Annotated in this window: 16 protein-coding genes; 13 read left to right on the top strand and 3 right to left on the bottom strand. The window is 72.2% G+C overall.

Annotation, left to right across the window (positions count from 1 at the left end):
* The first annotated feature begins 201 nt into the window (after positions 1–201).
* The 5 genes from Q0741_RS08730 to Q0741_RS08750 all read left to right on the top strand — a co-directional run bounded on the left by Q0741_RS08730 (position 202) and on the right by Q0741_RS08750 (position 3,342).
* On the top strand, positions 202–924 hold the full coding sequence (locus tag Q0741_RS08730) for a cysteine hydrolase family protein (protein ID WP_367184087.1): 723 nt from the start codon (positions 202–204) through the stop codon (positions 922–924).
* Positions 925–987: 63 nt separating this feature from the next.
* Positions 988–1,257: a GlsB/YeaQ/YmgE family stress response membrane protein gene (locus Q0741_RS08735; RefSeq protein ID WP_298232838.1), complete on the top strand. Its 270-nt coding sequence runs from the start codon at positions 988–990 to the stop codon at positions 1,255–1,257.
* Between the two features lie 135 nt (positions 1,258–1,392).
* Entirely contained in the window at positions 1,393–1,929 is a 537-nt protein-coding gene (locus Q0741_RS08740) for a hypothetical protein (RefSeq protein WP_298232814.1), read from the top strand.
* Positions 1,929–2,462 carry a phage holin family protein gene (locus Q0741_RS08745; RefSeq protein WP_298232815.1) on the top strand — a complete coding sequence of 178 codons (534 nt, stop codon included), beginning with the start codon at positions 1,929–1,931 and terminating at the stop codon, positions 2,460–2,462. Before Q0741_RS08740 ends, Q0741_RS08745 begins: the two co-directional genes overlap by 1 nt.
* On the top strand, positions 2,428–3,342 hold the full coding sequence (locus Q0741_RS08750; RefSeq protein ID WP_298232816.1) for a lipocalin family protein: 915 nt from the start codon (positions 2,428–2,430) through the stop codon (positions 3,340–3,342). The genes Q0741_RS08745 and Q0741_RS08750 overlap by 35 nt, the downstream gene beginning before the upstream one ends.
* Positions 3,343–3,441: 99 nt before the next feature.
* On the opposite strand, the gene Q0741_RS08755 is transcribed toward Q0741_RS08750, so the two are convergent.
* Positions 3,442–3,831 carry a hypothetical protein gene (locus Q0741_RS08755; RefSeq protein WP_298232817.1) on the bottom strand — a complete coding sequence of 130 codons (390 nt, stop codon included), beginning with the start codon at positions 3,829–3,831 and terminating at the stop codon, positions 3,442–3,444.
* Between the two features lie 124 nt (positions 3,832–3,955).
* Here Q0741_RS08755 and Q0741_RS08760 point away from each other — a divergent pair, with 124 nt between their 5' ends.
* Positions 3,956–4,522 (top strand): hypothetical protein, encoded by a 567-nt coding sequence (locus Q0741_RS08760; protein ID WP_298232818.1) that lies wholly within the window; start codon positions 3,956–3,958, stop codon positions 4,520–4,522.
* A gap of 181 nt (positions 4,523–4,703) precedes the next feature.
* Here Q0741_RS08760 and Q0741_RS08765 read toward each other — a convergent pair whose 3' ends face one another.
* Complete coding sequence (locus Q0741_RS08765; protein ID WP_298232839.1) at positions 4,704–7,613, bottom strand: ATP-binding protein; 2,910 nt, start codon at positions 7,611–7,613, stop codon at positions 4,704–4,706.
* A gap of 453 nt (positions 7,614–8,066) precedes the next feature.
* Here Q0741_RS08765 and Q0741_RS08770 point away from each other — a divergent pair, with 453 nt between their 5' ends.
* From Q0741_RS08770 to Q0741_RS08800, 7 genes are all read left to right on the top strand, one after another.
* Positions 8,067–9,347, top strand: a complete 1,281-nt coding sequence (locus Q0741_RS08770) for a glycosyltransferase family 1 protein (protein WP_298232840.1) — start codon at positions 8,067–8,069, stop codon at positions 9,345–9,347.
* Positions 9,344–9,964 carry an HAD family hydrolase gene (locus tag Q0741_RS08775; RefSeq protein WP_298232819.1) on the top strand — a complete coding sequence of 207 codons (621 nt, stop codon included), beginning with the start codon at positions 9,344–9,346 and terminating at the stop codon, positions 9,962–9,964. The genes Q0741_RS08770 and Q0741_RS08775 overlap by 4 nt, the downstream gene beginning before the upstream one ends.
* Positions 9,961–11,139, top strand: coding sequence for a glycosyltransferase family 9 protein (locus Q0741_RS08780; protein WP_298232820.1), 1,179 nt, complete (start codon positions 9,961–9,963; stop codon positions 11,137–11,139). The genes Q0741_RS08775 and Q0741_RS08780 overlap by 4 nt, the downstream gene beginning before the upstream one ends.
* A complete protein-coding gene (locus Q0741_RS08785; protein WP_298232821.1) occupies positions 11,136–13,004 on the top strand; it encodes a carbamoyltransferase C-terminal domain-containing protein in 1,869 nt (622 codons plus the stop codon). Before Q0741_RS08780 ends, Q0741_RS08785 begins: the two co-directional genes overlap by 4 nt.
* A gap of 66 nt (positions 13,005–13,070) precedes the next feature.
* Entirely contained in the window at positions 13,071–14,048 is a 978-nt protein-coding gene (locus Q0741_RS08790; RefSeq protein WP_298232822.1) for a glycosyltransferase family 2 protein, read from the top strand.
* Positions 14,049–14,058: 10 nt separating this feature from the next.
* The gene (locus tag Q0741_RS08795) at positions 14,059–15,198 is read left to right on the top strand and encodes a glycosyltransferase family 9 protein (protein ID WP_298232823.1); all 1,140 of its coding nucleotides are present in this window, start codon (positions 14,059–14,061) and stop codon (positions 15,196–15,198) included.
* Between the two features lie 5 nt (positions 15,199–15,203).
* A complete protein-coding gene (locus Q0741_RS08800) occupies positions 15,204–16,202 on the top strand; it encodes a glycosyltransferase family 4 protein (RefSeq protein WP_298232824.1) in 999 nt (332 codons plus the stop codon).
* Between the two features lie 60 nt (positions 16,203–16,262).
* Here Q0741_RS08800 and Q0741_RS08805 read toward each other — a convergent pair whose 3' ends face one another.
* Complete coding sequence (locus tag Q0741_RS08805) at positions 16,263–16,913, bottom strand: SIS domain-containing protein (RefSeq protein ID WP_298232825.1); 651 nt, start codon at positions 16,911–16,913, stop codon at positions 16,263–16,265.
* Position 16,914 lies beyond the last annotated feature (1 nt).

Below are 16,914 nucleotides of genomic sequence, written 5' to 3' on the forward strand. Positions count from 1 at the left end.
CTGCAGCGCCATCTGGCGCCGCGCATCGCGCAGGTTGTGCGCCGTGGCCACGGTGAAATGCTCGGCCGCGATGAGGGCCGCCATCATCTGGGCCGAGTCCGTGTCGTCGTCGACGATCAAGGCATGACTCAAGTGATTTCTCCTCTACTGACGGGGTCGTGTACGGCACGGCCCCGGGAACTGAAGTTGCCGCAAGGGCGCATGGACGTGAACCCCCCTCGACGTCCGGCGCTGACCATCGGCGCCGGAGACAACACATTGCCCCGGAGCCACAGCGTCCTGTTGCTGGTGGACTTCATCAATCCGCTTCAGTTCACGGGTGCTGACAGTATCGCGCCCGCGGCCCTGCGGGCGGCGCGCTGTACAGCCCGTTTGAAACAGGTGCTTTCACAACGAGGCGTACCGGCCGTGTACGCCAACGACAACTATGGCACCTGGCGGTCGCAGTTCAGCGACGTGTTGAACTACTGCAAGGGGTTGCCGGGTGAGGCCGGTGAGATCGCCCGGTTGCTGGCACCGGCCGAATGCGACTTGAGCATTCTCAAGCCGCGCCATTCCGGGTTCTATGCCACGCCGCTGGAGCTGCTGCTGACCCAGATGCATGCCCATGAGCTCATCGTGGTCGGATTGTCAGCCGACATGTGCGTGCAGCTCACGGCCATGGATGCCTACCTGCGCGGCTACTCGGTGTGGGCGCCAGCGGACTGTACCGCCGCGGAGACACCCGAGCGCAAGCGCGAGGCGCTGGCCTACATCGAGCGCGTGTTCAAGGCCGACATCCGCGACAGCACTGAGCTGGACCGCCGGCCGCAGGGCAGAGCGATGCGCGAACAACAAGAAAAAGGTGGGGAAAACGGGGGCGGGCAAGCGTGTGAAGCCGATGCGGGCAGCACTGCGGCGGCACACCGTTTGCCTCAGCGTTGACACGGGACTCGCGCATCAAGGCGCCGTTCTGCAACCTCTGAAACGTAGGAGTAATGCACCATGATCAACCTGATTGTCTGGCTGTTCGTTGGCGGTCTGATTGGCTGGGTAGCCAGTCTGATGATGCGCACTGATGCCCAACAGGGCATGTTCCTCAACGTGATCGTCGGTATTGTCGGCGCCGCGTTGGCGGGCTGGTTCATCTCGCCGCTGGTGGGCATCCCGTCCATCAATCAGAACTCGTTCAGCATCGGCTCGTTGTTGGTGTCACTGGTGGGCGCCGTGGTCTTGTTGGCCATCGTCAACCTCGTGCGCAGGGGCAGCGTGCGATAAGGCAGTCCACGGCAACCTTACCGAGCTTCCCGCGGCCGTCCCGATGCCGCCGTTATATGCTGCATCGGGACGTGCCACGTCCTTCCGTCGGCCAGTGCCGACACTCCACGCGTCCTAAAGCACAGGAGAGTAACCATGGCCTCCACTTCCAGCCCCTTCCCGACTTCCGGCAGCTCCGGCACGACCGGTACCGGCTCCACGCTGGGCACCGGTTCCACGCTGGGCAGCAGCGGCATGAGCGGTACGGGCGACAGCTCCAGCAGCCTGTCCTCCGCCTCCTCCGGGATGTCCTCTTCGGGCATGTCCTCCTCTTCCGGCATGGGCTCCTCTTCCTCCGGCATGTCGGCCACCGGCGGCGGCCTCTCGGGCAGCGGCAACAGCGCGATGACCGGCGGCAACGCCCAGGGCGGCGCCTCGATGGACCGCATGGTGCAAAGCGCGCACGAGGCGGTGGACCGCTTCGCCGAGAAGGCCGGCCCGGCCCTGGACAAGCTGCGCAGCACCATGGGCAGCGCCACGGAGAAGCTGCCCATGAGCCGCGACGAGCTCAGCGCCATGCAAGAGGAGTGGGTGTCGAGCCTGCGCGAGACGGTGCGTGAGCACCCGATTGCCTCCCTGGCCGTGGCTGCGGCTGCGGGCGTCCTGCTCAGCCGCATGCTGTCCTCTCGCTGATGGACGGCCTGCAGCCCCAGCCTTCCGCGCAGGCCGCTCCCCAGGCTACCGCCCAGGCCGATCCGGCCCAGGCGGGCCCTGACGGCCTGACCTCCGATTCCTTGTGGGACAACGTCAAGCTGCTGCTGCGCGATCTCCCGGGCCTGGTGAGCGACCGCGTGCATCTGCTGGCGCTGGAGCTCAAGCGTTCGGGGCTGGCGCTGGCGCAGATGGTCGGACTGGTGGTGGCCGCGGGGGTGCTGCTGTGCACCGCGTGGCTGGCGCTGTGGACGGGCATTGGCGTGGCGCTGGTCCAGGCCGGCGTGGCCTGGGGCTGGACGCTGCTGCTGATCCTGCTGATCAACCTGGGCGCGGCCTGGCTGGCCGTCAAGCGCGCGCTGGCGCTGGCGCGGTTCCTGGCCCTGCCGGCGACGCTGCGGCGGCTGACGCTGTCCACGCCCACCTCGTCCTCGCGCCGTGGCGGCGCCGGGACCCCCACCGATTCGACAGGAACCTCCGATGAGCGCGCAGCTTCAGCCGCCGGCACGCCCTGAGGCCCCGGCCGGCATCGTGCCGGCCAGCCTGGACCAGCAGATCATGGCGGCCGAGATAGCCATCCTCGCTCGCGAGCAGCGGTTGCGTCTGCAAGCAAGCCGCATCAGCGAGCAGATTCACCAGAAGCTGCCCGCGCTGGGCGCGGGCGCGGCCAGCATGGCCGGCGGCGTGGTGCTGCGCCGGCTCTTCCGCCAGCGCCGCGGCGTGGCCGACACCGGCGGCGCCGTGAGCACCGGCACCAACTGGCTGGCGCACCTGCCCTGGGCACAGCTCAGCGCCTTCATCTGGCCGCTGCTACCGCTGGCGGTGCGCAACCGGTTCAATCCCAAGCTCGTGGCCGGGCTCATGGCCACCGCCGTGCCGCTGGCCGTGGCGCACTTCAAGGTCGCGCGCCAGGCGCCGGTGACCACCGCCCCGCTGCTGGACCTGCGCCGCTACGCCGGGCGCTGGTACGAGATCGCGCGGCTGCCATTGCGCACCGAAGACCAGTGCGACAGCGACGTGACCGCCACCTACACGCTGTTGCGCGGCGGCCGGGTGCGGGTGGTCAACAGCTGCTACACGCGCGACGGCGTGCAGGAGGAAGTGCGTGGCATCGCCCGCGCCACCGGTGGCGACGGTGCCAAGCTCGAAGTGAGCTTCGCGCCCCGGGCGCTGCGCTGGCTGCCCGGCTCCTGGGCGCCGTACTGGGTGCTGCACGTGGACCCGGACTACGGCGCCGCCGTGGTCGGCACGCCCGACCGCAAGCATCTGTGGCTGCTGTCGCGCACGCCGTTGATGGACGACTCGCAGCTGCAGCGCCTGCTGCTGCACGCACGTGCCCAGGGCTTCGACACCACGAAGCTGATGCGCACGCCCCAGGGCCTGCACGCTTCCTGAGACGGTGAGAGGGCTGGCGCCCCGGCCTGCCCTGCGGCAGGCCGGGGCGCGCTATTTTTGCGGCTGCGCCAGCCTGGCGGCGGCGCAGCCGCTCAACGATCACCCGCCCCGATGCGGCGCGTTGGCCGAGTCGTCGTTGCTGTTGGTGCGCCCGGCGCTCTGGCCCATCTGGTCATGGCCGCTGGAGTGGGGCTGCAGCGTCTGGTGCGAGCCGCTGACCGCCGGGTTCTGCGGTCCCTTGCTGCCGGGCTGCAGCGTGCCGCCGGCAGCCTGCTGATGCTGCTGCGCGGCGCCGCCGCCTTCCTGCTGCGCCGATTTCCGCTGCTGCGCCTGGCGCACCGCCTCCTGCAGGTTCTGCTGCTGCGGCTGCTGTGAGGACTGCCCGGACTGCGGCGAGCCCTGTTGCTGCTGGCGGTTCGTGCCGGCGTCGGAGGGGTTGTTGCCCATCTGCTCTTCCTTGCCCTTGTCCGGGTCCTGTTCGCGGGTCATGGTGGTCTCCGTGGGAGTGGGGCAGCCCCGCAGGGCTGCATGCCTCGGCGTCGGCAACGCCTGTGCCCAGCGCCGCGCGGCATGGCGCTTGCCGACTTCAGGCAAGTTCAAGGAGCACAGCACCATGGCCACCAGTTCCATCCTCGGTACCGACCAGACCCCCACGCCCGTTGAGGGCCGCGACACGAAGGCGCTGGGGCCCAGCGACACCACGGACAGCGGCAGCGACATCGCCGGGCTGGAGGACGACCTCAATCCGGGCGGCGCGCTGGACTCCGTCGCCGAGCCCGACAGCCTGCGGCCCATGACCTCGCCCGAGAGCCTGACGGCCGACAGCGACTCCCAGGGCTCCGGCGAGCGCCGCAGCGCCGGCAGCGATGCCGGCCGGGAAGCCGCCGACATCGCGCCGGACTCCATCCAGACCGTGGGCGACATCGACCCGCTGGTGGACGGTGACTTCAACGGCGACGCCAGCGCCGGCCTCTCGCCCGAGGAAGCGCGCGCCCGCGAGGACGCCGCCGCCGACATGGTCAACGCCGCCACGCTGGAGGACGACGACGACCTCGACGAGGAGGAGGAAGCCGACGCCAACGTCGAGGAAGGAGAAGAAGGGCTGGAGTCCGATGACAGCGGCGACGTGCCGGACCTGGGGGACGCGGGGGAGGATGACGAGGAGGCGGACGGGCGCTGAGGCCTGGGACGCTGCATTCGCTGGGCCTGCGCCGGTATTGATCGACGCAAAGCGCAGGCTGTCAGTCACTACGCCGTCATCCCGGCTTTCGCCGGGATGACGGCGTTCCTTCTTCGGCCGGCTTTGTCACGCGAGGTCCACCGGCAGGCCGCCGCTTCCCCGCCCAGTGCCGGGCTGTCCCTTACGGCTCCGCCAGCAGCTTCCTCAGCGCCTCCGGGTCCACCGGCTTGACCAGGTGCGCGTCGAAGCCCGCGCGCAGCGCCTGCTGCACGTCGCGGCCCTGGCCGTAGCCCGAGAGCGCGATGAGCTTGCCGGCGTGGCCCGCGCGACGGCTGCGCTTGGCGACTTCGTAGCCGGTGAGCCCCGGCAGCCCGATGTCGATCACCGCCACCTCCGGGCGCAGCCGCAGCAGCTCCTCCAGCCCCGTCACGCCGTCCTCGGCCGTGCTCACGGTGTGCCCATCGAGCTCCAGCAGCGTGCGCAGCGCGCTCATGGCGTCGGCGTTGTCCTCCACCAGCAGCACGTGGCGCTGGCGCGCGGCCAGCCGCTGCTCGCTGCCGCCGCCGCGCAGCGGCTGCAGCGCCGGCGTCTCGATGGCCGGCAGGCGCACGCTGAAGGTGCTGCCCTCGCTGGAGCTCTGCACGCCCACCGTGCCGCCGTGCAACTCCACCAGGCGCCGCACCAGCGTCAGCCCGATGCCCAGCCCCCCGGCGCGCCGGTCCAGCGTGCGCTCGCCCTGCACGAACAGGTCGAAGATGCGCGGCAGCAGCGCGGGCGGGATGCCCAGCCCATGGTCGCGCACCTCCAGCAGCGCCTGCGTGTCCTCGCGCACCAGCCGCACCTCGATGCGCCGCCCTTCGGGCGTGTACTTCAGGGCATTGGCCAGCAGGTTGTTCACTACCTGCTCCAGCCGCGTGGCATCGGCGTCCACCCACACCTCCTGCAGGTCGGACACCAGTTCGTGCTGCTGTGTCTGCCCGGTGAGCTGCAGCGTGGAGAGCAGCCGCTGCACCAGCGCCGACAGCTCCAGCGGCTGGCGCGAGAGCACCACCTTGCCGGAGATCACGCGCGCCACGTCCAGCAGGTCCTCCATCAGCCGCGCCAGGTGCCGGGTCTGGCGGCCGATGATGTTGCGCGCGTTGGTGGCGAGCGCCTCGTTGGTGCCGCCGCGGTTGAGTACCTCCACGGCCGAGGAGATGGCGCTCAGCGGGTTGCGCAACTCGTGGCCGAGCATGGCCAGGAATTCGTCCTTGGCGCGGCTGGCGGCCTCGGCCTCGCGCCGCGCCGCCTGCTCGCGCTCCACCAGCGCCGCGCGCTCCTGCTCGGCGGCCTTCTGCTCGGTCACGTCCACCGTGATGCCGATGGCCTGCAGCGGACGGCCGTCCTCGGCGTAGCTCATCAGCAGGCGGCTGGAGAGCCAGCGCGTCTGTCCGTCCCGGGGCGCGACGCGGAACTCCAGCGTCAGCCGCTCGGCGCGCTGGCGCAGCAGCCGCGCCAGCGCCTGGCGCACGCCGGGGCGGTCCTCGGGGTGGATGCGCTCGATCCACTCCGCCAGCGGCCCCTCCACGCGCTTGCTGCGCAGCCCGAAGAGCTTGGCGTGGCCGGAGGTCCAGGAGGCGGTGTCGGTGCCCACGTGGTAGTGGAAGAAGCCCACGTGTCCCGACTCCTGCGCCAGGTCCACCAGGTGCTGGCTTTCGCGCAGGCGGCGGTCGGCATGGGTGAGCCGCGCCTCGGCAAGCTTGCGCTCGCTGATGTCCACCAGCGCGCCGATGGCCCCGCGCGGGCGCCCGGCCGCGTCCAGCAGCGGCGCGGCATGGGCGATGACGTGGCGCGGCGGGCGGTCGGGGAACTGCAGCTCCAGCTCCAGCCCGCGCACGGCCTGCCCGCTGCCGGCGGCGCGCTGCAGCGGCTGCTCGGCCGGCTCCAGCAGGTGGCCGCGGTGCAGCATGCGCACGCCGCTGGCGTCGCTGGCCGCGCCGAACAGTTCATCCATGGCGGCGTTGTGCAGCACCGAGCGGCACTGCGGGTCGTGCGCCACCGCCAGCCCCACCGGGATGCTGTGGAACAGGGTCTCGAACTCGTCGGCCTTGCTCTGCAGCCGCGTGCGCGCCACGGACTCCTGCGCCTCGGCCGCCACCAGCGCGTCGCGCAGTCCGGTGATCTCGTTGACCGCGATGGGTCCCAGCGGCTGGCGCGGCCCGGCCGTGGCGAGCTGGCGCAGCGGCTGCGTGACGCGCCGCGCCACCCACAACGCCAGCGCCACGCCCAGCGTCAGGCAGGCCAGGGCGGTGCCCAGCGTGGCCAGCACGGCGCGGCGCGCGCGCGCCTCCAGCGGCTCGGCCTCCACGCCCACGCCCACGCCCCAGCCGTAGCTGGCGTTCTGCCAAGCCACGTAGGTCGTGCCGCCGCCCAGGCGGTCGGCACGCATCACGCCCGCGGGCTGGGAGGCCACGCTGCGCTGCGCCTGCCGCGGCAACGGTTGGCCCACGCCCGCGGGGCCGCTTCCGGAGGCCCGTGCGATCAGCCGCCGCTGCCGGTCGAACAGGCTCAGAAATCCCTCCTCGGGCTTGCCCGAGCTCTCCAGCAGCCGCTGCCACACGCCAGCGTCGATCCAGGCGCCCAGCGCATAGCGCAGTTGCCCGCCCAGGCGTACCGGCACCAGCACGGCGGTGCTGAAGCGGCCCTCGAAGCGCCCGCCCAACAGGTCCGACACCACCGGCTTGCCCTGGGACTGCAGCGCCCGCGCCAGCCGCTGCAACTCGGCATCGGGCGGCGCGCCGGGCTGCGCGGTGTCGAACAGCGGCTGCCCGTCCGGACCCAGCAGGAACACGCCGCGCCAGGAGGCGCGCGGCACGGGCTGGCCGGCGAAGGAGGCGGCGAAGCCGGCCACGTCGTCATGCTGCAGCCCGTCGTCCTGGGCCAGGATGGACAGCGCCTCCACGCTGGCGGTGAGCTCGCGCTCCACCGCATGCGCCAGGTTCTCGGCGCTGTGCTGCAGCCGCTCGTCGAGCTGGCGCTGCTCGGCCCTGATGTCGGAGAACACCTGCCACGACATCAACAGCACGCTCGGCAGCGTGCCCAACAGGATCATGGCCACCAGGTAGGTCCGTAGCGAGGCCCGGGGCCAAACCAGCCACCACGCTCTGCCGGAGCCGCGAATCAGCTTCATCACAGGCAACGTACCGGGCAAGCACGGTGCCCGTGCGGCGTCAGGACCAGGGGAGTGCAGGGCATCGGGGCTCGCGGGGTGCACCGGCCACGACAGCAGGGGACCGCGGCCGGTAGGACATCGGGACTGGCGCGGCCAGTCTAGCGGCGCGCCGGCGCAATCGGTTGATGCCGCAACGCTTTGGGCCACGTGGCCGGCCACGGCATGGGCAGGCTCTGAGCAAACGAAATGCCAAAAAAAGGCCGGCTTGAATCGCTTGTCAAGGCCTCTCCACCCTCACACCGCGTGACCCCCGCGACCCGGGAATAGGGGCACGGCGTTTGCCTCTGAAAACGACACCGCTGCAATGGGATTGGCCTCATGAGTTTTCCGCCTTTGCGCATCGCCTTGATCAGCGAACACGCCTCGCCCTTGGCCGTGCAAGGCGGAGTGGACGCGGGCGGTCAGAACACCTACGTCGCGCACGTGGCGCGCAGCCTGGCCAAGCTGGGCCACCACGTGGACGTGCTCACGCGCCGGGACGATCCGGCGCTGCCCGCCGCGGTGGACCTGCGTCCCGGCGTGCGCGTGCTGCACATCCCGGCCGGGCCGCCGCGCTTCGTGCCCAAGGAGCAGTTGCTGCCGCACATGCCCGCCTTCACGCGCGCGGCGCGCCAGCTGCTGGCACACAGCGTCCCCTACGACGTGGTGCACGCCAACTTCTTCATGTCCGGCCTGGTGGGACTGCGGCTCAAGGCCAGCTTCCGCCTGCCGCTGGTGATGACCTTCCATGCCCTGGGCCACGTGCGGCGCGAGCACCAGGGCTCCTGCGACGGCTTCCCGCCGGAGCGCATCGCCATCGAGGAACGCATCGTGCGCGGCGCCGACCGCGTGGTGGCCGAGTGCCCGCAAGACCGGCAGGACCTGCTGCGCCTCTACGGCGCCGACGACCGCCGCATCGTCACCGTGCCCTGCGGCGTGGACATGCAGAAGTTCGCGCCCGTGGACCGGGCGCTGGCGCGGCGCCGCCTGGGCCTGGCGCCGGACGACTTCGTGGTGCTGCAACTGGGCCGCCTGGTGCCGCGCAAGGGTGTGGACAACGTGGTGCAGGCCGTGGCGCAGCTGCGTCACATCCCGAAGCTGAAGCTGCTGATCGTGGGCGGCGACGCGGCCGAGCCCGACGAGGCGCTGACGCCCGAGATCGGCCGGCTGCGCGCGCTGGCGCGCGAGGGCGGGGTGGCGGACCGGGTCATCTTCACCGGCCAGCGCCGGCGCGAACAGCTGCCCGCGTGCTACTGCGCGGCCGACGTGTTCGTCACCACGCCCTGGTACGAGCCCTTCGGCATCACGCCGCTGGAGGCCATGGCCTGCGGCGTGCCGGTGATCGGCGCGGCCGTGGGCGGCATCAAGTTCTCGGTGGCCGACGGCGTGACGGGCTTCCACGTGCCGCCGCGCGACCCGGTGGCGCTGGCGGCGCGCATCGAGCAGTTGCACGCGCAGCCGGCACTGGCGCGGGCGCTGGGGCGCGCGGGCATCCGCCGCGTGCGGGCGCTGTTCACCTGGGACCGCGTGGCCGGCGAGCTGGCCGAGGTCTACCAGGGCGTGCGCCGCCCGCGCCAGGCCGCCGCCGTGCAGGCCGCCGATCTCGACCTGTCGCAGCCGGGGGCCATGGCATGACGGCAGGCCGGCCGGCGGTGTTCCTGGACAAGGACGGCACGCTCATCGAGGACGTGCCCTACAGCGTCGATCCGGCGCGGCTGCGCTTCACGCCGCGCGCGCTGCCGGCGCTGCGCCTGCTGCGCGACGCGGGCTACGCGCTGGTCGTGGTCACCAACCAGCCGGGGCTGGCACTGGGCCGCTTCAGCGCCGCCGATCTCGAAGCCCTGCGCCTGGCGCTGCAGGACAAGCTGCGGCGCGAGGGCGGGGTGGCGCTGGATGGTTTCTTTTTCTGCCCGCACGCGGCCGAGGCCGGCTGCGATTGCCGCAAGCCCGCGCCGGGGCTGCTGCTGCGGGCTTCCGCGGCGCTGGGGCTGGACTTGGCGCGGTCGTGGATGGTGGGCGACATCCTCAACGACGTGGAGGCCGGCCACCGCGCCGGCTGCCGCGGCGTGCTGCTGGACGTGGGCCACGAGACGCTGTGGCAGTTCACGCCCCCGCGCCAGCCTCGATACCGCGCCAAGGACCTGCTCGACGCCGCCCGGTTCATCCTGGAGAGCCATGTCATGAACGTTTCGCTTGCCGGATCGGGTGCCGCCGCGTCCGCCCGGGAATCCACCGTGGGGGCCTGCACATGACCGCCGCCGCCTGCGAACGCCAGCGCCGCTGGCAATCCGTGAAGCGGGTGCTGGCCATCCGGCTGGACAACCTGGGCGACCTGCTCATGACCACGCCGGCGCTGGTGGCGCTGCGTGCCTCGCTGCCGCAGGCGCGGATCACGCTGCTGGCCTCGTGCGCGGGCGCGGCGCTGGCCTCGCACGTGCCGGTGGTGGATGAGGTGCTGGCCTTCGACGCGCCCTGGGTCAAGCGCCCGGCCGGCGCGCTGGAGCAGGCGCTGCCGCTGGGGCAGGCCGAGGCCGGGCTGGTGCGGCGGCTGGCGGCGCAGCGCTTCGACGCCGCCGTCATCTTCACCGTCTGCACCCAGAGCGCGCTGCCCGCGGCGCTGCTGTGCCTGCAGGCCGGCATCCCGCTGCGGCTGGCCTACAGCCGCGAGAACCCCTACGAGCTGCTGACCGACTGGATCCACGACACCGAGGTGCCCGCCGACGGCATGCGCCACGAGGCGCAGCGCCAGCTCGACCTGGTGCACCACGTCGGGCTGCACGCCGACGCGCAGCGGCTGCTGTTCCGCTACCGCGTGGAGGAGGCGCTGGACATGCGCCACAAGTTCGAGCGCGCCGGCGGCGACCTCACGCGGCCCTATTTCGTGGTGCATCCCGGCGCCACGGCCGCCTCGCGCCGCTGGCCGGCCGAGCGCTTCGGCCAGGTGGCGCAGGCGCTGGTGGACGCCACCGGCTGCCAGGCCGTGTTCAGCGGCGGCGCCGACGAGGAGCCGCTGGTGCGCCAGGCCCTGGCCGCCATGCGCGACGGCGGCGCGGGCGCGGTGTCGCTGGCCGGGCAGCTGGCGCTGGGCGAGCTGGCCTCGCTGATCGCCGGCGCCCAGGTCACGCTGTGCAACAACAGCGCGCCCGCGCACATCGCCGCGGCGCTGGACGCGCCGGTGGTGGTGCTCTACGCCCTGACCAACCCGCAGCACACGCCCTGGCAGGCGCGCTCGCGCGTGCTCAACCATCCCGTGCCCTGCCGGCATTGCCTCAAGAGCGTGTGCCCCGAGCGCCACCACGACTGCCTGGAGCGCGTGCCGCCGCAGGACGTCGTGCAGGCCGCCCTGGAGCTCATGGGCCCGCTGCCGGGCGTGCCGCTGCACCCCGCCAGCCCCTGCATTCCCCACCCTATCACGGTCCTCGGATGATCACCCTCGGCATCAACGCAGCCTTCCACGACTCCGCCGCCGCGCTGGTGCGCGACGGCCAGCTCATCGCCGCCGCGGAGGAGGAGCGCTTCAGCCGCATCAAGCACGGCAAGCGCCCCTTGCCCTTCACGGCCTGGGAGCTGCCCTACCACGCCATCGACTACTGCCTGGCCGAGGCCGGGCTGACGCTGGCGCAGGTGGACCACGTGGCCTACAGCTACGACCCGCAGCGCTTCATCAAGGGCCGCTTGCAGGGCGACCGCATCACGCTGCCGCTGCAGCCCTCGGCCCAGTCCGCGCCCGGCTGGGACAACCCCTGGGACCCGCTGTTCGCCGCCTACGTCAGCAACGCTCCGCGCCAGCTCGCCGACGGCGCGCCGCACCACCTCAGGAAGCGCTTCAAGGGCTGCCGCTTCGACGGGCCCTGGCAGTGGCACTTCATCGACCACCACCTCTGCCACCAGGCCAGCGCCTTCCTGGCCGCGCCCTTCGCGCGCTGCGCCGTCATGACGGTGGACGGCCGCGGCGAGGACGCCACCACCGCCTACGGCCTGTGGGACGGCCGCCTCTACCGCCCGCTGGGCGAGGTGGACATGCCGCACTCGCTGGGCCTGCTCTACGAGCGCGTCACCAGCCACCTCGGCTTCCTGCACAGCAGCGACGAGTACAAGGTGATGGCCCTGGCCGCGCTGGGCCAGCCGCGCTTCGCCGAGGCCATGCAGCGCCACGTGCGCGTGTTTCCGGACGGCCGCTACGAGATCGACGCCCTGGACCTGAACGCGCTGGTGCCGCAGCGCGAGCGCGGTGCCGCGCTGGAGCAGCCGCACCTGGACCTGGCGGCCTCGTTGCAGCAGGTGCTGGAGCGCTCGGCGCTGCAGCTCGCGGCCTGGCTGCGCGAGGCCAGCGGCGAGCCGCTGCTGGCCATGGCCGGCGGCGTGGCGCTGAACTGCGTCATGAACGCGCGGCTGCGCGACTCGAAGCTGTTCGACCAGGTCTGGGTCCAGCCCGCCGCCGGCGACGCCGGCACCGCGCTGGGCGCGGCGCTGTGGGTGGATGCGCGCGAGCGCGCGGGGGCCGGGGCCGTGCTGGGAGCGGTCGCCGACGCGGCATCCACCGCCGCCGCCGCTGTGGCGCTGGCTCCGGACGCGCCGGTGCCGGTCCGCGACGTGGCGCTGGAAAGCCGCGCCGCGCCCAGCGCCGTGCCCACGGTGCTGCAGCGCGCGGACTGGTCCATGGCCCACGCCTACTGGGGCCCGGGCTACGGCGACGACGAGATCGAGCAGCTGCTCCAGTGGGCCAAGCTCGGCTACCGGCGCGTGGACGACGTGGCGGGAGAGGCGGCGCAGCTGCTGGCGCAGGACCTGGTGATCGGCTGGTTCCAGGGCCGCATGGAGTTCGGGCCGCGGGCGCTGGGGGCGCGCTCCATCCTGGCCTCGCCGCTGCACGCCGAGATGCAGGCGCGCATCAACGAGCTCAAGGACCGCGAGGATTTCAGGCCCGTCGCCCCGGCCGTGCCGGAGGAAGACCTGGCCGGCTGGTTCACGCCGGCCGAGGCCAACGGCGGCCAAGCGCGCTTCATGCTCTTCATCTACGACGTGATCCGCGAGCAGGCCGCGCGCATTCCCGCCGCCTGCCACGCCGACCTGACGGCGCGCGTGCAGACCGTCACCGCCGAGGCCAGCCCCCGGTATCACGCGCTTTTGAAAGCTTTCGGGGCGCTCACGGGCGTGCCGGTGCTGATCAACACCTCCTTCAACGTGCGCGGCGAGCCCATCGTGTGCACGCCCAAGGACGCGATCGACGCCTTCTTCAGCACGCCGCTGGACGCGCTGGTCATTGGCAGTTTCATCTTGCGCAAGGGGTGAGCGCCGTCCCTGCAGTCCCTGCCGTTCCCGAGCTTTCGAGTCCTTGCCTTGGAGGACCCCTCACCCATGAGCAGCAGCGTTGACATCGCCGTTGTCATTCCCACTTACCGGCGCCCGGACCTGCTGCGCCGATGCCTGGAGGCGCTGCTGCAGCAGAGCCTGGACGCGGCGCTGTACGAGGTGCTGGTGGTCGATGACGGGCGCAGCGAGGACACGCGCGCCGTGGTGGAGGAGTTGGCGGCGCGTCCCGGCGCACCGCAGCTGCGCTACCTGCAGCCCCAGGGCACGCGCGGACCGGCGGCGGCGCGCAACCGCGGCTGGCGCGCCACGCTGGCGCCGCTGGTGGCCTTCACCGACGACGACACCGTGCCCGACCGGCGCTGGCTGGAGGAAGGCCGCCGCGCCATGCGCCGCAAGCTCGCCGCGGCCAGCGGGCGCGTGGTGGTGCCGGTGCTGGGCCGGCCCACCGACCACGCGCGCATGACGCAGGGGCTGGAGACGGCCGAGTTCGTCACCGCCAACGCCTTCGTGCGCCGCAGCGCGCTGGAGCGGGTGGGGGGCTTCGACGAGCGCTTCAAACGCGCCTGGCGCGAGGATTCCGACCTGCAGTTCATGCTGCTGGAGCACTGCGGCGAGGTGGGCCGGGCGTCGGAGGCCGTGGTGGTGCACCCGGTGCGCGAGGCGCGCTGGGGCATCTCGCTGTGGCAGCAGGAGAACGTCAGCTTCGACGCGCTGCTGTTCAAGAAGCATCCGCAGCTCTTCAAGTCCCGCATCCGCAGCCAGCCGCCCTGGCACTACATCCTGATCGTGCTCAGCACCCTGGCGGCGCTGGGCCTGGCGCTGGCGGGGCAGGGCCTCGCGGCGCTGCTGGCGCTGCTGCTGGCGCTGGGCGGCATTCTCAGCTTTGCCTTCAAGCGCCTGCGCGGCGCGTCGCTGGCGCCCTCGCACGTGGCCGAGATGCTGGTGACTTCCTTTGCCATTCCCTACCTCGCGGTGTACTGGCGCTTCGTCGGCGCCTGGCGTTTCCGCGTGTTCTTCATTTGACGAGGGTGACATGCCGACTCCCATTCCCGCTTCCCGACGGGATCAACACCTGCACGGGCTGGCCGTGCCCGCCGCCGAAGGGCCCCTGCGCCGCATCGGCGTGTTCCGGGCGCTGATGCTCGGCGACGTGCTGTGCGCCGTGCCGGCGCTGCGCGCGCTGCGCGCGGCGCATCCGCAGGCCGAGATCACCTTCATCGGCCTGCCCTGGGCGCGCGACCTGATGCAGCGGCTGCCGATGGTGGACCGCTTCATCGACTTCCCCGGCTTCCCCGGCCTGCCCGAGGCCGGCGTGGACCAGGGCAACGTGCCCGAGTTCCTGCGCCAGATGCAGGCCGAGCAGTTCGACCTGCTGCTGCAGATGCACGGCAGCGGGCGCATCGTCAACCCGCTGATTGCCGCCTGCGGCGCGCGGCGCTCGGCGGGCTTCTACGAGCCCGGCGCCTTCTGTCCGCAGCCCGAGCTCTACACCGCCTGGCCCACCGAGGGGCACGAGGTGCAGCGGCTGTTGCGGCTGCTGGACCATCTGGGCGTGGCGCGCCAGGGCGAGGAGCTGGAGTTTCCGCTCAAGCCGCAGGACTTCAGCGAGCTGCAGGCCGTGTGGGCCGAGGCCGCCAGCGACACGCCTTACGTGTGCGTGCACGTCGGCGCGCGGTTTCCCAGCCGGCGCTGGCCGGTGCAGCGCTTTGCCGAGGTGGCGGACCGGCTCGCGCGCCAGGGCTACACGGTGGTGCTCACCGGCAGCAGCGGCGAGGCGCCGCTGGTGGCCGAAGCGCAGTCGCTGATGAAGCAGCCCAGCGTCAATCTCGCCGGCCGCACCACGCTGTGGACGCTGGGTGCGCTGGTGGCCAAGGCGCGGCTGCTGCTGTGCAACGACACGGGCATCTCGCACATCGCCGCGGCGCTGGCCACGCCCAGCGTGGTGGTGGCCAGCGGCTCGGAGGTCTCGCGCTGGCGCCCGCTGGGCCGCGGCTCGCACCAGGTGCTGTGGCAGGCCATGGAGTGCCGGCCCTGCCACCACATGAGTTGTCCCATCGGCCATGCCTGCGCGCTGGCCATCGGCCCGGCCGAGGTCTCCGCCGCCTGCGAAGGCCGCCTGGCCGCCACCATGGACCAGCCACGGCCCAGCTTCGTGCCGCTGAGCTACAGCTGATGCCCATGCCCGAACGCTCCACCGCTTCCAGCCCGTCCCGCCGCCTGCGCGTGCTCACCTGGCACGTGCATGGCAACTACCTCTACTACCTGAGCCAGGCGCCGCACGACTTCTACCTGCTCACGCTGCCCGGCAACCCGCCGGGGCATGCCGGCCGGGTGGGGACGCTGCCTTGGGGCGACAACGTGCGCGAGGCGCCCGCGGACCGGCTGGCGCGGATGGAGTTCGATTGCGTGCTCTACCAGTCGCGCGCCGCCTTCGAGGAGGATCGGCCGCGGCTGCTCACGCCCGCGCAGCGCGCGCTGCCCGCGCTGTACCTGGAGCACGACCCGCCGCAGCAGCACCCCACCAACACCCGGCACTGGGCCAGCGAGGTGGAGGGCGTGCACCTGGTTCACTGCACGCCGTTCAACGCGCTGATGTGGGACAGCGGCGAGGCGCCGGTGAGCGTGGTCGAGCACGGCATCAAGCTCCCTGAGGGCGCGAGGCACGTGGGCGACAAGGCCGAGGGGCTGGTGGTGGTGAACAACCTGCGCAAGCGCGGGCGCCGGCTGGGGCTGGACGTGTTCGAGCAGGTCCGGGCCCGGGTGCCGCTGGCGCTGGTGGGCATGGACGCCGCGTCCGTGGGCGGGCTGGGCGAGGTGCCGAACCTGGATCTGCCGGGGTTCATGGCGCGCTACCGCTTCTTCTTCAACCCGATCCGCTACACCAGCCTGGGCCTGTCGGTGCTGGAGGCCATGGGCATCGGCATGCCGGTGGTGGCGCTGGCAACCACCGAGCTGCCCAGCGTCATCGTCAACGGCGTCAACGGCTATGCCGACACGCGCATCGACCGCCTGGTGGAGGTGATGCACGAGCTGCTGCGCGACCCGGCGCTGGCGCGGCGCTGGGGCGACGCGGCGCAGCGCACGGTGCAAGAGCGCTTCGGCATCGAGCGCTTCGCGGCGGACTGGGACCGGGTGCTGAGGGCGGCCGTGGGGGAGCGGACCAGAGAGGGCGGTTGAACGTTTGGCGCAGGCGGATCGGCTTCGCCTACTGCCTCGTCACTCCCGCGAAGGCGCACCTCACCCCAACCCCAATCCTTCCTCCACCAGCGCACACAAGCTGTGCCCGATGAAGATGTGCGCCTCCTGGATGCGCGCCGTGGACTGCCCCGGCACGATCACCGGCACGTCGCTGAGCGCGGCCAGCGGGCCGCCGTCGCGGCCCAGCAGGCCGATGGTGCGGATGCCCAGCGTGCGCGCCGCCGCGAAGGCGCGCAGCAGGTTGGGGGACTTGCCCGAGGTCGAGATGCCCACCAGGCAATCGCCCGCGCGGCCCAGCGCCAGCACCTGGCGCTCGAACACCTGGTCGAAGTCGTAGTCGTTGGCGATGCAGGTCAGCGCCGAGGTGTCGGTGGTCAGCGCCAGCGCCGCCAGCGCGCGGCGCTCGCGCACGAAGCGGCCCGTGAGCTCCGCCGCCAGGTGCTGGCTGTCCGCGGCGGAGCCGCCGTTGCCGCAGAACATGAGCTTCTGGCCCGCCTCCAGCGCCCGCACCATCACGGCCGCCGCCTGCGCCACGGCGCCTTCCAGCGCCTGCAGCTGCCCGAACAGCGAACGGTGCTCGCGCAGCGCGCGCTGGTACAGCCCGACCGAAGTCGGCAGGGACGGCACCGCGCCGTCCAGCCACGTCACCGCCGCGCCTTGCGCCTGCGGCACCTTGATCAGCACGCCCATG

The sequence above is a fragment of the uncultured Azohydromonas sp. genome, from assembly GCF_937926365.1.
Lineage (GTDB): Bacteria > Pseudomonadota > Gammaproteobacteria > Burkholderiales > Burkholderiaceae_C > Azohydromonas.

Excerpts from the sequence above, each read along its gene's own strand:
- Q0741_RS08730 (WP_367184087.1), top strand. The coding sequence starts at position 202 with ATGGACGTGAACCCCCCTCGACGTCCGGCGCTGACCATCGGCGCCGGA.
- Q0741_RS08740 (WP_298232814.1), top strand. The coding sequence starts at position 1,393 with ATGGCCTCCACTTCCAGCCCCTTCCCGACTTCCGGCAGCTCCGGCACG.
- Q0741_RS08745 (WP_298232815.1), top strand. The coding sequence starts at position 1,929 with ATGGACGGCCTGCAGCCCCAGCCTTCCGCGCAGGCCGCTCCCCAGGCT.
- Q0741_RS08750 (WP_298232816.1), top strand. The coding sequence starts at position 2,428 with ATGAGCGCGCAGCTTCAGCCGCCGGCACGCCCTGAGGCCCCGGCCGGC.
- Q0741_RS08755 (WP_298232817.1), bottom strand. The coding sequence starts at position 3,831 with ATGACCCGCGAACAGGACCCGGACAAGGGCAAGGAAGAGCAGATGGGC.
- Q0741_RS08760 (WP_298232818.1), top strand. The coding sequence starts at position 3,956 with ATGGCCACCAGTTCCATCCTCGGTACCGACCAGACCCCCACGCCCGTT.
- Q0741_RS08765 (WP_298232839.1), bottom strand. The coding sequence starts at position 7,613 with ATGATCCTGTTGGGCACGCTGCCGAGCGTGCTGTTGATGTCGTGGCAG.
- Q0741_RS08775 (WP_298232819.1), top strand. The coding sequence starts at position 9,344 with ATGACGGCAGGCCGGCCGGCGGTGTTCCTGGACAAGGACGGCACGCTC.
- Q0741_RS08780 (WP_298232820.1), top strand. The coding sequence starts at position 9,961 with ATGACCGCCGCCGCCTGCGAACGCCAGCGCCGCTGGCAATCCGTGAAG.
- Q0741_RS08785 (WP_298232821.1), top strand. The coding sequence starts at position 11,136 with ATGATCACCCTCGGCATCAACGCAGCCTTCCACGACTCCGCCGCCGCG.
- Q0741_RS08790 (WP_298232822.1), top strand. The coding sequence starts at position 13,071 with ATGAGCAGCAGCGTTGACATCGCCGTTGTCATTCCCACTTACCGGCGC.
- Q0741_RS08795 (WP_298232823.1), top strand. The coding sequence starts at position 14,059 with ATGCCGACTCCCATTCCCGCTTCCCGACGGGATCAACACCTGCACGGG.
- Q0741_RS08800 (WP_298232824.1), top strand. The coding sequence starts at position 15,204 with ATGCCCGAACGCTCCACCGCTTCCAGCCCGTCCCGCCGCCTGCGCGTG.
- Q0741_RS08805 (WP_298232825.1), bottom strand. The coding sequence starts at position 16,913 with ATGGGCGTGCTGATCAAGGTGCCGCAGGCGCAAGGCGCGGCGGTGACG.